The sequence below is a fragment of the Candidatus Polarisedimenticolia bacterium genome, from assembly GCA_035764505.1.
Classification (GTDB): domain Bacteria; phylum Acidobacteriota; class Polarisedimenticolia; order Gp22-AA2; family AA152; genus AA152.
The window spans coordinates 1-13,293 of sequence record DASTZC010000152.1; the positions used below are offsets into that span (position 1 = coordinate 1).

General features: G+C 65.9%; 10 protein-coding genes. 4 read left to right on the forward strand and 6 right to left on the reverse strand.

Annotation, left to right across the window (positions count from 1 at the left end):
- Nucleotides 1–698 (reverse strand): cyclic nucleotide-binding domain-containing protein (locus VFW45_10380; GenBank protein ID HEU5181192.1); only part of this gene is annotated, 698 nt, incomplete at its 3' end.
- 223 nt (nt 699–921) lie between these two features.
- Here VFW45_10380 and dps point away from each other — a divergent pair.
- Together dps and VFW45_10390 are read left to right on the forward strand one after the other, a co-directional pair.
- Nucleotides 922–1,404 (forward strand): DNA starvation/stationary phase protection protein Dps, encoded by a 483-nt coding sequence (gene dps, locus VFW45_10385; protein ID HEU5181193.1) that lies wholly within the window; start codon nt 922–924, stop codon nt 1,402–1,404.
- Between the two features lie 153 nt (nt 1,405–1,557).
- Nucleotides 1,558–2,310, forward strand: a complete 753-nt coding sequence (locus tag VFW45_10390) for an SDR family oxidoreductase (protein HEU5181194.1) — start codon at nt 1,558–1,560, stop codon at nt 2,308–2,310.
- Between the two features lie 116 nt (nt 2,311–2,426).
- On the opposite strand, the gene VFW45_10395 is transcribed toward VFW45_10390, so the two are convergent.
- The 3 genes from VFW45_10395 to VFW45_10405 all read right to left on the reverse strand — a co-directional run bounded on the left by VFW45_10395 (nt 2,427) and on the right by VFW45_10405 (nt 7,441).
- Nucleotides 2,427–4,901 carry an ABC transporter permease gene (locus VFW45_10395; GenBank protein HEU5181195.1) on the reverse strand — a complete coding sequence of 825 codons (2,475 nt, stop codon included), beginning with the start codon at nt 4,899–4,901 and terminating at the stop codon, nt 2,427–2,429.
- On the reverse strand, nt 4,898–5,503 hold the full coding sequence (locus tag VFW45_10400; GenBank protein ID HEU5181196.1) for a hypothetical protein: 606 nt from the start codon (nt 5,501–5,503) through the stop codon (nt 4,898–4,900). The genes VFW45_10395 and VFW45_10400 overlap by 4 nt, the downstream gene beginning before the upstream one ends.
- A 423-nt stretch (nt 5,504–5,926) precedes the next feature.
- The gene (locus VFW45_10405; GenBank protein ID HEU5181197.1) at nt 5,927–7,441 is read right to left on the reverse strand and encodes a VCBS repeat-containing protein; all 1,515 of its coding nucleotides are present in this window, start codon (nt 7,439–7,441) and stop codon (nt 5,927–5,929) included.
- 216 nt (nt 7,442–7,657) lie between these two features.
- Between VFW45_10405 and VFW45_10410 the strand changes: the two genes are divergently transcribed.
- Nucleotides 7,658–10,417, forward strand: a complete 2,760-nt coding sequence (locus VFW45_10410; protein HEU5181198.1) for a protein kinase — start codon at nt 7,658–7,660, stop codon at nt 10,415–10,417.
- A 163-nt stretch (nt 10,418–10,580) separates the two neighbouring features.
- Nucleotides 10,581–11,861 (forward strand): metallophosphoesterase family protein, encoded by a 1,281-nt coding sequence (locus VFW45_10415; protein HEU5181199.1) that lies wholly within the window; start codon nt 10,581–10,583, stop codon nt 11,859–11,861.
- Nucleotides 11,862–11,946: 85 nt separating this feature from the next.
- Here the strand turns inward: VFW45_10415 and VFW45_10420 are convergent, their stop codons facing one another.
- Nucleotides 11,947–12,651, reverse strand: a complete 705-nt coding sequence (locus VFW45_10420) for a hypothetical protein (protein ID HEU5181200.1) — start codon at nt 12,649–12,651, stop codon at nt 11,947–11,949.
- 308 nt (nt 12,652–12,959) lie between these two features.
- Nucleotides 12,960–13,293, reverse strand: a 334-nt coding sequence (locus VFW45_10425) for a YSC84-related protein (protein ID HEU5181201.1), incomplete at its 5' end; no start/stop codon positions are given.

Sequence of the window (13,293 nt, forward strand, 5' to 3'; positions counted from 1 at the left end):
GCCGGTCCCGCCCCGATGATCACGAGGTCGCGCACCGCCGTCTCGTTGAGCGTATCCAGACCCAGGCAGCGGGCGACCTCCTCGATGGTCGGCTTGCGCATCACGTACCGGCCACGGCAAATCAGGACCGGAACGTCCTCGACCGTCACCTTGAACCGGTCGAGAGTTTCCTGGACCGCCGTGTCCTTCTCGACGTCGAGATAGCCGTAGGGCTGGCTGTTGCGGGTGAGGAACTCCTGCAAGGCGAGGGTGCCGGCGGAATGCCGCGAGCCAATCAGCACGATGTTCCCGCCGCCCTGCGCCATCAGCAGGACACGGCGCATCATGAAGGCGCGCAGGAAGATTTCGCTCAGCTCGGCGTCGGTCTGGATCATCGCGCGCAACCGGGTGGCGGGCAGCTCGAGGACGCGTGTGGCGCCCCGGGCGCGGGCCCGCACCACCACCGGCCTCCCCGACAGAAGATCCACGTCCCCCGTGAAGGCACCCACCCGGTGCACCGTCACCATGTGATCGGCACCCGACAGGATCTCGATTTCTCCCTGCACGACGACATACAGGGGACGGTCACGGTCCCCGGCCTCCCACAGGCTCTCGCCGTCGCTCAGATCGCGAGAGCTGGTGAACGGCCCGATCCGCGCGATCTGCCCGTCGGTCAGGGCGGGGAAGGCGTCGGATTCGGCCTGGTTGTCCTGTGCCATGCGTCACCCGCTGGTTTGGCGTTTCTGTTTCGGAGACCTCAAAGCATACGCGCGGCGTGCGGCTGCCGGCAACAAACCCACCCGCCGGAGGGCGTCGCCACTTCCTGGCGCGCATGATAGAGTCTCCCCGTCTTCTTCCATCTCAGGCTTGTTCGTCTCGACCGCGCGCTCGTGCTTCCCGCAAGGGCGCAGCCGGCCGGACCCATACTTCCAGGAGAACACCATGCACAGGACCAAGAACGATCTATCCGAGAAAGTCCGCATCCAGGTGGCGGCGCTCCTCCAGGAGAGGCTCGCGGAGGCGATCGATCTCGTCACCCACGCCAAGCAGGCGCACTGGAACGTCAAGGGGCCGGCGTTCATCGCCCTGCACGAGCTGTTCGACAAGGTGTATGAGAACGCCGGAGAGCACGCCGACCTGATCGCCGAGCGCATCCTGCAGCTGGGCGGGACGGCGGAGGGGACCGCCCGGGTCGTCGCGAAACAATCACAGCTGCCCGAGTACTCGCTGACGATTGCGAGCGGGCACGATCACATCGAGGCATTGTCGCGCAGCCTGGCCTGGTTCGGATCGACGGTCCGCCAGTCGATCGACAAGGTGGACGAGGTCGGCGACAAGGACACCGCCGACATCCTCACCGAAATCTCGCGCCAGGTGGACAAGGACCTGTGGATGGTCGAGGCGCACGTCCAGTCCGAGCGTTGAGACGGCCCGGCGACGCGCGAAGGACGGCAAATCTCTTCCTGCCTCGCCTGCGAGCGAAAAGCTTCGGGGTCAGGAATAGGGCCCGTCTCGAATCGGGTTTCCCGCTCATGCATCGAAGGTGTCTATCCGGCCACAACTGAAAAGGAGAGGACGATGGCGCGAGTTTTCGAAGGCAAGGTGGCATTGGTGACCGGCGGCAACAGCGGTATCGGGCTCGCCACGGCGAAGGCCTTCGCCCGCGAAGGGGCCAAGGTCGCCATCACCGGCCGCAATCAGGCGACGCTCGAGGCGGCCCGTCAGGAGCTGGGTCCCGACTCCCTGGCGATCAAGGCGGACATGTCACGCCTGGGCGAGATCGATTCGGCCATGCAGCAGATCCGGGAGCGTTTCGACCGGATCGACGCCCTGTTCGTCAATGCCGGCATCGGCCGCTTCGTGCCGCTCGAGCAGGTCACCGAGGAGTTCTACGACAGCATCATGGATACGAATGTGAAGGGTCTCTTCTTCACGGTCCAGAAGGCGGTCCCTCTCCTGGCCAAAGGAGCCGGGGTGGTTCTGAACGCTTCCATCAGCGCGCACATCGGGATGCCGGGATCGACCGTCTACGGCGCCTCGAAGGCGGCCGTCGTGAGCCTGGCGAAAACCCTGTCCGCCGATCTGTTGGATCGCGGCATCCGGGTCAACGTCGTGAGCCCCGGACCGATCCAGACGCCGATCCTCGAGAGAATGGGCCTCCCGGAGGAGCAGCTGCGCCAGACGAAGGAATATATCGTCAGCCAGGTCCCTCTGAAGCGCTTCGGGAATCCGGACGACATCGCCAACGCGGTGCTCTATCTGACTTCCCCGGCGTCGGCTTACATCCTCGGGACCGAGCTGATCATCGATGGCGGAATGACCCAGCTTTGAGGTGTGACCGGTCACTCTCGAGGACAACTGACATTGAGGTTGCCGATTAGGAGTGGCTGGGTCTTCTGATCCGCGGGCGTCCGGCGGAACGGACTGCGAGGCAGCGGCCGCTCCCGTTATGACTGCCGAAGGACGACCGCCGCATCGACGGCCGCGGCACGGCGCGTGGGGACCCATACCGCGAGGGCGGCCGAGGCGAGAAGAGCCAGAGCGGCCCCCGCCAGGGCCATCGGATCCTGCGGCGACACGCCGAAGAACACTGCGGCGGCAACCACGCGGCCGGCCAGCAGGGCCGTCGCGGCCCCTATCGCCAGTCCAGCGACGATCGGCCGCAGGCTGTCCCACAGCAGCAGGCGCAGGAGACTGCCGGGGGCCGCGCCCAGCGCGGCGCGCACGCCCATTTCGCGCGTGCGCTGGAGTACCACCGAGGCGGTCAAGCCGTACAATCCGATGACGCACAAGACGATGGCGACGACTCCGATGAAGCCGGTCAGCGTCGCCAGCATGCGGGGGCGTCCCGCCTCCTGCTCGAGCCGGGATTCGATGCCCGCGATGCGGACCTCGGATAGCGGATCGACGGCGAGCAGGCGCTGGCGCGCGCGCTCGACGACGTGCGTCGCCCCGGGCGCGGTCCGGATCAGGAGCTGCGCGAATCCTTCGCTTTCGGCATCGAGCGGCTGATAGAGCGCGAAGGTGCCGCGCTCATGCAGCCGTGCCATGATCGCGTCGGCCACGACCCCGATGACGACGGGTCGGGCTGATTCCTGCAGCGGGATTTCGGCGGGCAGCATCCGGCCGAGCGGCGACTGTCCGTGCCAGAAGGCGCGCGCGAGGGACTGGCTGACGAGGGCGACGGGAGCCCCGCCCGCGACTTCGTCGCGGGTGAAGGCCCTTCCGGCCACGATTCTCAATCCCATCGTCTCGAAGTAGGTGGACTGCGCGCGGTGGATATCGACGATGTGCGCCGCATCGCCGCGCGTGATCGAGGTCCGAGTGAGGCCCCCGAACGGAGTCATCTCGGAGAGCGCGACCGACGCGATGCCCGGGACGGCCTGCAGATCGGGAATCGCGCGCGCCCAGAAGCTCCGGTTCCTGGCACGGGCCGCTTCGTCCCCGAAGGGATCGCCAAGACCCGCGTCGACCGCATAGAGTCCGGCGGCATCGAAGCCGACATCGATGGCTCCCGCACGGACGGTGGCTCGCATGAACAGCGTCGCCACTACGAGCAGGAGCACCGAGACGGCCGCCTGCGTCATGACCAGCAGGGAGCGCAGGCGCCAGGGCGGCACGCGCCCCTGGGCCGGCCCGGCCCCTTTGAGCGGGGTGACGAGATCCGAGCCGCGGCTGTGCCATGCCGGCGCCAGTCCCGCCACCACGCCCGAGAGCACCGTCACGATTCCCAGGAACCGGTAGACCGCGAGGCTGGGCGACAGGTCGGTGCCCGCCGGCGCTTCGATCATGGTACCGATGATCGGGATGGCCCAGTGGGCGAACAGCAGGCCGAGGGCCGCGGCAATTCCTCCCATCGCCAGGCTCTCCGTGACCAGCTGCCGGAGGATGCGCCCGCGGCTGGCGCCCAGGGCCGCTCGCACCGCCATCTCGCGGTCGCGGGTGATGGCGGTCGAAACGAGGACGGTCGCGACGTTGGCGCAGGCGAGCAGAAGCACGAGAACGATCACTCCGAACACCATCAGGGTGATCTCGAGGGTATCCGACGATGACACGCGCCCCAGCCCCGCGTCGGTCGCCAGCTTCACCCGGAGCGCCCGCTCACCGGCCGCCGGGACTCGCGGTAGTCCGGCGGCGACTCCGCTGAGCTGCGCCTCGGCATCCGGGAGGGTGGCCCCGGGCAACAACCGTCCAAAGACCTGGACCCCCATGTCGGGTGTGCGCTTGAGAGGCGCGGCGTCGTACACCGCGCCGTAGCTGGTCAAGGGCATCCAGATCTGGCGGTTGCTCGGCAGGGTGAAGCCGGACTTCGCGACGCCGACGACCCTTGCCTCGGTCCGGCCGATCCGGATCGGCCGGCCGATGACGCCGGGGTCTCGATTCAGCACGGTGCTCCAGAAGACGTGGCTTACGACGATGGGGGGCGGACCTGTCTGCTGCTCGTCGGCTACGGCGAGGGAGCGGCCGAGCGACATCCCCCCGCCGGTCGCGGCGAAAAACCCTCCGCTGACGAAGGCCACTCCAGCCGGACTCGCGGCCGCCTCGCCCGTTCCGGCTCGCGCCGGCGCCGTATCGGTGAGCACCGCTTCGACCTGCATTCGCGTTGCGCCTTCGCGGAGCCGCAGGAACTCGTCGTAGCTCCAGGAGGTCGACAGCGAGCGATCGGTCGCGCGCAATACACCGGGCGCGCGGCCGGGGTCCACGAGCCCTTCGCCGCGCAGCGCGGCATTCATGATGCTGAACGCTGCCGTCGCAATCCCCAATCCGAGGGAAAGGCCAAGGATCGTGAGAAGGAGGATGGCGGGCTGTCGCGCGAACAGGCGCAACGCATATTTCAGATCGACGCGAGCATCGCGGCCGAAGGCGAGAAGGACCCGCGGCGTGGTTCCGTGCCCTGGGAGCGTCCCCCTTGACCCGGTCAATGCAAGCTCAGCTGGCCCGCGCCGACATGGGCGCTCAGCCGATAGCGGCCGGGACCCTTGCGCTCGAAGGAACGGAAGAGACCACCCTTGTTGACCTTGTAGGGAGGAGCATCGACTTCGCCGGTCATGACGGACGCCTCGACCGAGGCGTAGTCCTCCGTCTTGCCCAGCTCGACATTCATCTCGCCGGCGTGCATCTTCAGGTCCTTGCTCCCGGTCACGTCATCGATATCGAGCTGGCCGGCCGCCATGCGGATGTAAAGCTCGGTCGTGCGAGGGACCTCGATCGTGATGTGGAAGTCTTCGTGCGGACAATTGTCGATTTCCACCATGGCCTCGGAGCCGGAGGCTTTCACCCGAACGCTGACCCTGCTCATGTCCTTCTTCGAGTCATAGGCGACGCGAAGCCGGTCCTTGTCCACACCGACGATCTTCGCGCCGCTCGAGCAGAGGTCCATCTTGAGGATGCCGCCGGAGCGGAAATCGATCTCGACCGGCTGCTTGCCGATCTCTTCAACCTCGGCGCCGGCGAGCGCGAGGCTCACGAAAAGTATGGGCAGGGCAAGCGCGAGCGTTATCCATCGCCTGCACTGATTGTCCATGAAGGCACTCCTTGTCTTGAATCGTTATCTCGAGTCTGTTGGGTCCGGCACACGCCACGCCCGGACACCCAGGGAATACGGCAGGGCCGGAGAAAAGGTTCCCTGGCAACGGGAATTCCGCTCCTCAGAGTGTCAATTGCAGCATAGCTGGAAGAACCGGGTCGTTCCCGACTCGAATCTCGCCGACATGCTTTTTGTACAACCAGATGCGGTGTTGGCGTCCGAAACCGGCGAGAGGTCGACTCCTGCCGGAAGTACCCTTGCACGAACCCGGGGGCTTCGTCGGCCCGACCGGGGGAACGGGGCAGGAGCAGTCGGAGTCCCGGCCGGCTCCTGCCCTAAGCTGGAGATTGGAACATCGCGCGGATGGACAAAACGGCGAGGGCAGGGATCCGTCGGCTCCGATGCACGATCCGCGCGGCGCTATGGGCAAGACGCGATGGGCCGGGGAACCCCCGATGACGCCGAGCCGAAGGTACCGGTCCCGCAGTCGTTGGTTGCTCTGACAACATAGTAGAAACCTGTCCCGAGAGCGGGGATCAAGCCGTCGGTCAGGCTCCTCTCCGACGCATCGTTGGCCAGGCAGACCTCCGAGGAGCCCGTTCCCGCCGAGAGGTGCGGCAGCGTTCCCTGCACGACGTCGTAGCGTGCGCCGCTGCCCGACCCGACAACGGAGCTGTTCCAGTCCAGCAGTGTGCCGGAGCGAAACCGCACGCCGCTGACTTCGCGCGGGATGACGAACGCCGTGCCGTTGGCGGGTGCGCAATCGAGCTCGTCGCGCAACCCGTCGAAGTCGATGTCGGCAAAGTTCGCATCGTTCACGTGCCAGACGACCTGCGCATTGTTCTGGCTGGCCGAGAGGACGTCCATGTCTCCGTCCTCGTCGACGTCGGCCGCGAAGACCGATCGGGCGCCGTCGGCGGAGGTGGAGATTGTGTGCCGGATAAAGGAAGGAGGGATGGCTCCATCGTTTTCGAACCAGGCCACCGTGTCGTCGAAGAAGGAAGATGACAGAAGGTCGACATCGGCGTCGCCGTCGAGGTCGGCACCGTAGACTCCCGTGGCGAAATCGGCCGAGGTCGTGACGATGCGCGTGGTGAAGCGTGGCGGCAGACCGCCGTCGTTCTCGTGCCAGGCGATCGTGTCGCTGTCCTGGCCGGCTGAAAGCACGTCCGGGTCGCCGTCGCGATCCACGTCCAGGACGGCGACGGCATTGGCGATCATGGGGCTGCCGGCGACGATGTGGCTGGTGAAGGACGGCGGAGACCCGCCGTCGCTCTCGAACCAGGCCAGGCCTCCTAGGACATCGAGGTCGCCATCCTGGTCGAGGTCGGAGGCTTCGACCGACTCGCCGGAGGTCCCGATGAGGTGCGAGAACCAGGAGTTGGCCCCCATGTTCTCGTACCAGGTGATCTTGCTGTCGAAGCCGGAGGCCGAAATGGCGTCCTGGTCTCCATCCCGGTCGAGGTCGGCTGCCCATACATCCACCGCCAGCGGAACCTCGAAGGTAATCGACCGCAGTGTCCAGGTCTGGTTGTCTCCGAAGTTCTCGTACCAGGCGATCTCGTCGCGATTGAACGCCGCGGTGAAAAAATCGATGTCGGCGTCGCCGTCCACCCGGGCCGCCACGGCCGCTTCGACCCCGTCGGCGAATTCGGTGAGGATGTGCTCCACCCATGGGCCCGGTGGATGGGCGCCGTCGTTCTCGAACCAGGAGACCCTGCCGCTGTAATTCGCCGTGTAGATGTCCAGGTCGCCGTCCCGATCCACGTCCTCCGTGCGCACGTCGAACGGCAACAGGCCGTTCACGAAGGCATTGATCACATGCCGGGTGGCAAAGGTGGGCGGAGCGGCAGGGATGGCAGGGCCCGCGGCAAGGAACCCCGCGATAGAGACCAGGAACCGGAAACGGCGAAGCACGGCCCGGGCAGTGGTCATGGCCTTCCCTCCATGGTGCGGCGGCTTCCGGCAGGCCGCTCTCGCACGAGCAGGGCGTTCGAGCTGGATTTCCGGGGATTATGCCACCGACAGCGCCCGAACCGTCAACACATCTTCATGTTCATCCCGGGCAGGCAATTTGCCTGTCCCGATGCCTTTCAGCGTATAGTGCAGCCCGCTGCGAGTCCTTTCCCGATATGCATTCGAGCGGATGACATGGCCCTCGCTCCTGGCACGAGGTTGGGACCTTACGAAATCCTCGCCACGGCCGGCGCCGGCGGCATGGGTGAAGTCTACCGCGCCCGGGACACCCGGCTCGATCGGACCGTTGCCATCAAGGTCCTTCCCGAGCCGGTGATGGCCGACCCGATGCGGCGCCAGCGTCTGGAGCGCGAGGCGCGCGCCGTCTCGAAGCTGAATCATCCTCACATCTGCGTCTTGTTCGATGTCGGCCATCAGGACGGCCTCGACTTCCTCGTCATGGAGTACCTGGAGGGAGAGACCCTGGAGGAGCGGCTGCGCAAGGGGCCGCTGACGCTCGCCCAGCTCTGGCGCTGCTCGCTGGAGCTGGCGGGGGCCCTCGACACGGCGCATGAGAACGGGATCATCCACCGCGACCTCAAGCCGGGAAACGTGATGCTCACGCGCGGCGGGGCCAAGCTGCTCGACTTTGGATTGGCCCGTCCGGCCTCCGAGTCCCGGCCCGAGGCTGCCATGTCGGAGGAGCCCACGCGGGCTGCGCCGCTCACGCGGGAGGGGGCCGTCATCGGCACGGCTCCCTACATGTCGCCCGAGCAGGTCGAGGGGAAGGAAGTCGACGCGCGCAGCGACATCTTCTCCTTCGGATCGATGCTCTACGAGATGGCGACGGGACGCCGTGCTTTCACCGGGAAGCACTCCATCAGCGTCGCCTCCGCCATCCTCGAGAAGGAGCCGGAGCCGATGCGGACACTGCAGCCGACCGCGCCGCCGGCGCTCCAGCACATCATCGCCGTCTGCCTGGCGAAGAGTCCCGACGACCGCTGGCAGTCGGCGCGCGACCTGCTGATCGAGCTGAAGTGGGCCGCGGAATCGGTCCCGCAGACCGCGGCCGGGTCGCCATCGCCCCGAAAGGCCTCGGTGTGGATCGCCTGGAGTCTGGCCATCCTCGCCGTCGGTGCCGCAATTGCGGTCACTCTGATACGAAGTCCGGGCGGCCAACCCGACCGCATGCGCCCCTTGATGCGATTGAGCGCCGAGCTGCCGCCCGGAATGATCATCGATCGCCATCTGGGCGCGCAGCTGGCGATGTCGCCGGACGGCTCGCGCATCGTGACGATGGAGACCGACCTGGGGGGCGAGTTCGTGCGCTATACGATCACGCGGACGCTGGGCCAGAGCGATTTCGTGCGCGTCCCCGGCGAAACCGGATATGGGCCGGCTTTCTCGCCGGATGGCCAGTGGCTGGCGGTCGCCGTCGCCGGTGAGAGCGGAGGCAAGCTCAGGAAGATCCCGTTGCAGGGCGGCTCGCCCGTCACGCTGTGCGATGTTCCGAATTCGTTCCGAGGCATGAGCTGGGGAGACGACGGCCAGATCGTCGCAAGCTTCAACAACGGGACGACCGGACTGGTGCGCGTCCCTTCGGCTGGAGGCAAGCCGGAGGTGCTGACCCGCGTGGACCGGCAGAAGGGCGAGACCGAGCATGCCTGGCCCCAGGTGCTGCCGGGCAGCCGCGCGGTGCTCTTCACCGTCTATGGTCCGCGCGGCCGGCTGGATCCGGAGATCACCGTCCTGTCGCTCGTCGACGGCACCCGCAAGGCCATCAGTCGCAGCGGTGATTACGGCAGGTATTTCCCCAGCGGACATCTTCTCTATTTCCATCAGGACACCATGCTGGCGGCTCCCTTCGATCTGAGCCGTCTGGAGATGGAGGGGTCGCCCCAGCCGGTGCTCGAGGGGGTCAATGTCGGCCTCGGGGGAGGGGCCGATTTTGCCTTCTCGCAGACGGGAGATGCCGTTTACGCCAGCAGCCAGGGGCCGACCTTCGACTACGAGATCCAATGGCTCGATGCCTCGGGGCAGTCCCGCCCGCTGCACATGTTGCATGCGCTCTACGAGAGTCCTTCACTGTCGCCCGACGGGAAGCGGCTTGCCTTCGAGATGGCGAGCGGTCCGCTGCACGGCGACATCTGGATCAAGGATCTGGGGCGGGAGACCCTCTCACGGCTCACGCGCCTTCCGGGTCGCAACAATATCCCCGTCTGGACTCCCGATGGCCAGGGCATCGTCTTCTTCTCCTACGGCCACGATGCGCAGGGGATTTACTGGGTTCGCTACGACGGGACCGGGGAGCCGCAGCGCCTGATGGAGATGGGGGGGGATTTCCTGTCGCCCTATTCCTTCTCGCCGGACGGCAAGCGCCTCGCCTATTCGTCGTACAAGAATGGCTCCGAGCGCTGCGAGATCTGGACCGTGCCGATCGAGGGGGACCGCGATCATCCCCGATCCGGACGTCCGGAGCTGTTCCTGAGCGGCGACTCCTTTGCCGATGGCCCGGCTTTTTCACCCGATGGCCGCTGGCTGGCCTACTTCTCGAACGAGTCGGGGGGTTACGAGGTCTACGTTCGTCCGTTCCCAGGACCGGGAGAGCGGGTGCAGGTCTCCACCGGCGGTGGGACGCGGCCGCTCTGGTCGCCCGATGGAAGACGTTTGTACTTCCTGGATGGCGAGGCCCGCATCAATGTCGTCGACTGCAGCACGACCGGAGCTTCTTTCAGCGCGGGCCGGCCTCGAAGGTGGTCCGAGAAAAGCCTGGCCTTCGTAGGCGGCAACTACCCTTACACGCTGGCGCCTGACGGAAAGAGCTTCGCCGTGGTGCTGAGGTCTGGAACCCAGGACCAGCCGGAGCAGGCGCCCAAGGACAGTGTGCAGGTGCTCCTGAACTTCTCCGAAGAGCTGGCACACAAGGCACCTCCCTCCAGGAAACCGGGCCCCTAGAAGTCCAGTCCGCAAGAGCCGCAGTATTGATGGATGTTCATTGCTACTAGAGCATTAAGAGTGATAGCATACGCGTCAAATCTCCATCGAGACTGCACGGCCCCATCATTCATTGGGGAACAAACAAGCCCACCAGTCGCCTGTTCGGCGTCGAGGTTCCTGCGTGGCTGGATCGCCAGTTTCTCGCATCGGCATTCGCTACTTCGTTCTGGCGCTTCCTTTCGCGGTTATCCCCGCCAGCTTTCTGCCGGGCAGCGGGATCGGCCGACCACAACAGATCCATCTGAGCTGGTCAGGCCCTATAGGCCGGGACCTGACCGTCACCTGGGTTACCAACACCCCCGCGTCCGATTCCCAGGTGGTCTTCCGCCTGAGATCCCAAGCCGAACCGAGGATCGCCGAATCGACCCAGGCGCCGCTCGCGGACGATCCCGGGCTTTATCTTCACACGGCGCGCCTGGGCCTCCTTCCCGAGGGCGAGTACGCCTACTTCGTCGGCTGCAATCGGAGCGGCTGGTCCTCGGCCCTCGGGTTCAGGGTCCGCGGCGGCGATCCCTCACCCCTCACCTTCGCCGCGACCGCCGACACGGGCGTCGACCTGGCGGCGGAGGACAGTGTGCTTCGGATGAAGCAGGCCGACCCGGAGTTCGTGCTGCACGCGGGTGACTTGAGCTATGCCTGGGAGCACCCGTGGCGGTGGAACGCGTTTTTCGAGATGATCGAGCCGCTCGCGGCGAAAGCGCCCTACATGACGGCTCTCGGGAACCACGAGCACGAGGCCCCTTTGGGGCTCGCCTCCTACCTTGCCCGGCTCGAGCTTCCCAACAACGAGCGCTATTACAGCTTCGACTACGGAAGCCTCCACGTCATCAGCCTGGACAGCGGAGAGGTTTACGGCCCTCCCCCGGACGATGAGACGGAGTGGCTCGTCGCGGATCTGGAGCGCAGCGCGCACGATCCTCTGCACCCCTGGAGAGTCGTCTTCTTTCACTTTCCCCCCTTCAGCTCCGGGGCTCATGGGAGCTGGATGGATGGCCGGAAGGTATGGTCGCCGATCTTCGACCAGTTCGGTGTGTCACTGGTCATCGGCGGGCACGATCACCTGTACGAGCGAACCTGGCCGGTCAGCGCGAGTGGTAGGGTGTCCCGGGAAAGCTACGACGATCCGGACAGTCCCGTTTACGTGGTCACCGGAGGCGGAGGGGAGAAGCTCTATACATTTGCCGGAGATCCGCCCGAATGGTCGGCGTTCCGGGCCATCTCGAAGGAGACCTTGCGCGTGACCGTGGCCGGAAGATACATGACCATCTCGGCCATCCGCCGGGACGGCAGCCTCCTCGACACCTTCACCCTCCGGCGCGAATCGGGCCCACACCTGCCGCCGCTCCAGCCGGTCCTGGAGATTCCGCTAACTTCCCCTGTCGAGAAGCCGAAGTCCCGGTAGGCAGCGCCATGGGTGCGCCCGGACCGCCTCGAGCCGATCGGAGAAATCGGGATCGCGATGTTAACTCGATTTCTGATACGCAACACTAGGGGGTTGTGAACGACCCCGCGGTGATCGTCTGGTTGCCGCTCGCGTCGATGGATAGGACCTCGAACCCGTGCGACCCCGCCTGCAGCGAATCCACGAACTCGGGAGGAAGGGTCACCTGGGTGGCGGAGGCCGGAAGGGTCACTTCGAAGGGATCGACGAGCACCTGATACCCGACGATGCTGATCTTCTCGTTGGGAAACCCGGGTGGCGGGCCCGTGACCGGCTGCCAGCGTATGACCACGGAGCCGCCGCTCACCTCGGTGGAGACCACCGGTCCGTCAGGCACGGCGTGCGAGAAGACCGAGGTAGCGGTCAGCTTCGTGCCGTCGGCCATCGTGCCGACGAACTTGTACTTGCCTTCGGGGAACAGGGACAGAAGCGTCGCGAGGGGCACGTCGTCGAGCGATGGCTCCGACCCCTCGAAGAACATCTCGGACAGGCCGAGGCCAGGCCTTCCATAAGGTCCTTTGCCCGTCGCGGTGAAGATGGTGACGCCGCCCGGATTGACGATCTGCATCGACTTCCACTCCTCGGCGTCCAGGGCGACGTGGAAGCCGAGATCGTTGTCGGTCTGGTTGAACTCGATGTAAATCCTGGCTGTCTCGAACCGTGGGGGAGCTGCTGCCCCCGACGGCGACGCAAGAGCCAGCACCACCAATCCCATGAGAAGAACGTGTCTAGGGCGGATCGGTCCTGTCATGTCGGGTCCTCCTGGAGGAACGAAATCCTGCCTCCGGGCTGACTGGCCCTTATCCGGAGGCTCCACCCAATAAGAGACCGCCGACCGGCCCAATCCTTCGAACTATTTCCCGCCGCCTGCACTCTAGTGTTGCGTACCAGAAATCGAGTTAACACCGAGGCCGTCGAGCCGCCCGGATCGCAAGGCGCGTCGAAGCGCCGCGTACCCAAAGCGGTACGTAAGCGAGACGCAACGCAGCGAGGCGGGATGGATCGGCGGCCGAATGTAACGCGATTCCTGGTACACGACACCAGGTGGCGGGCCGGGGGCTACTCGGTGTTGAGCTTCTTATCGACCGAATACTTCGTCCCCGAGATGTCGGCAGAGGCCATCAGCCCCTTCTCGGTGATCTGGTAGACCGCGATGCCGTTGCTGAAGGTGGTGCCGGCATTGGCTCCCTTGGTCCCCGCGGAGGCATTGGCTCCCGCCTCGGCCTTCCACCCTTTGGTGATGAAGCTGTCGAAGGCTTCCTTGTTCTCGAAGAACATGATCACTTCGTACTTCTGGGCCCCGATTCCGAGCGCCACCCCGCCTGTCCCCATCTTCATGTAGGTGCGCTTGACGGTCGACTTGTCGACCGCGACGCCGGAGCCGCCGCCTCCC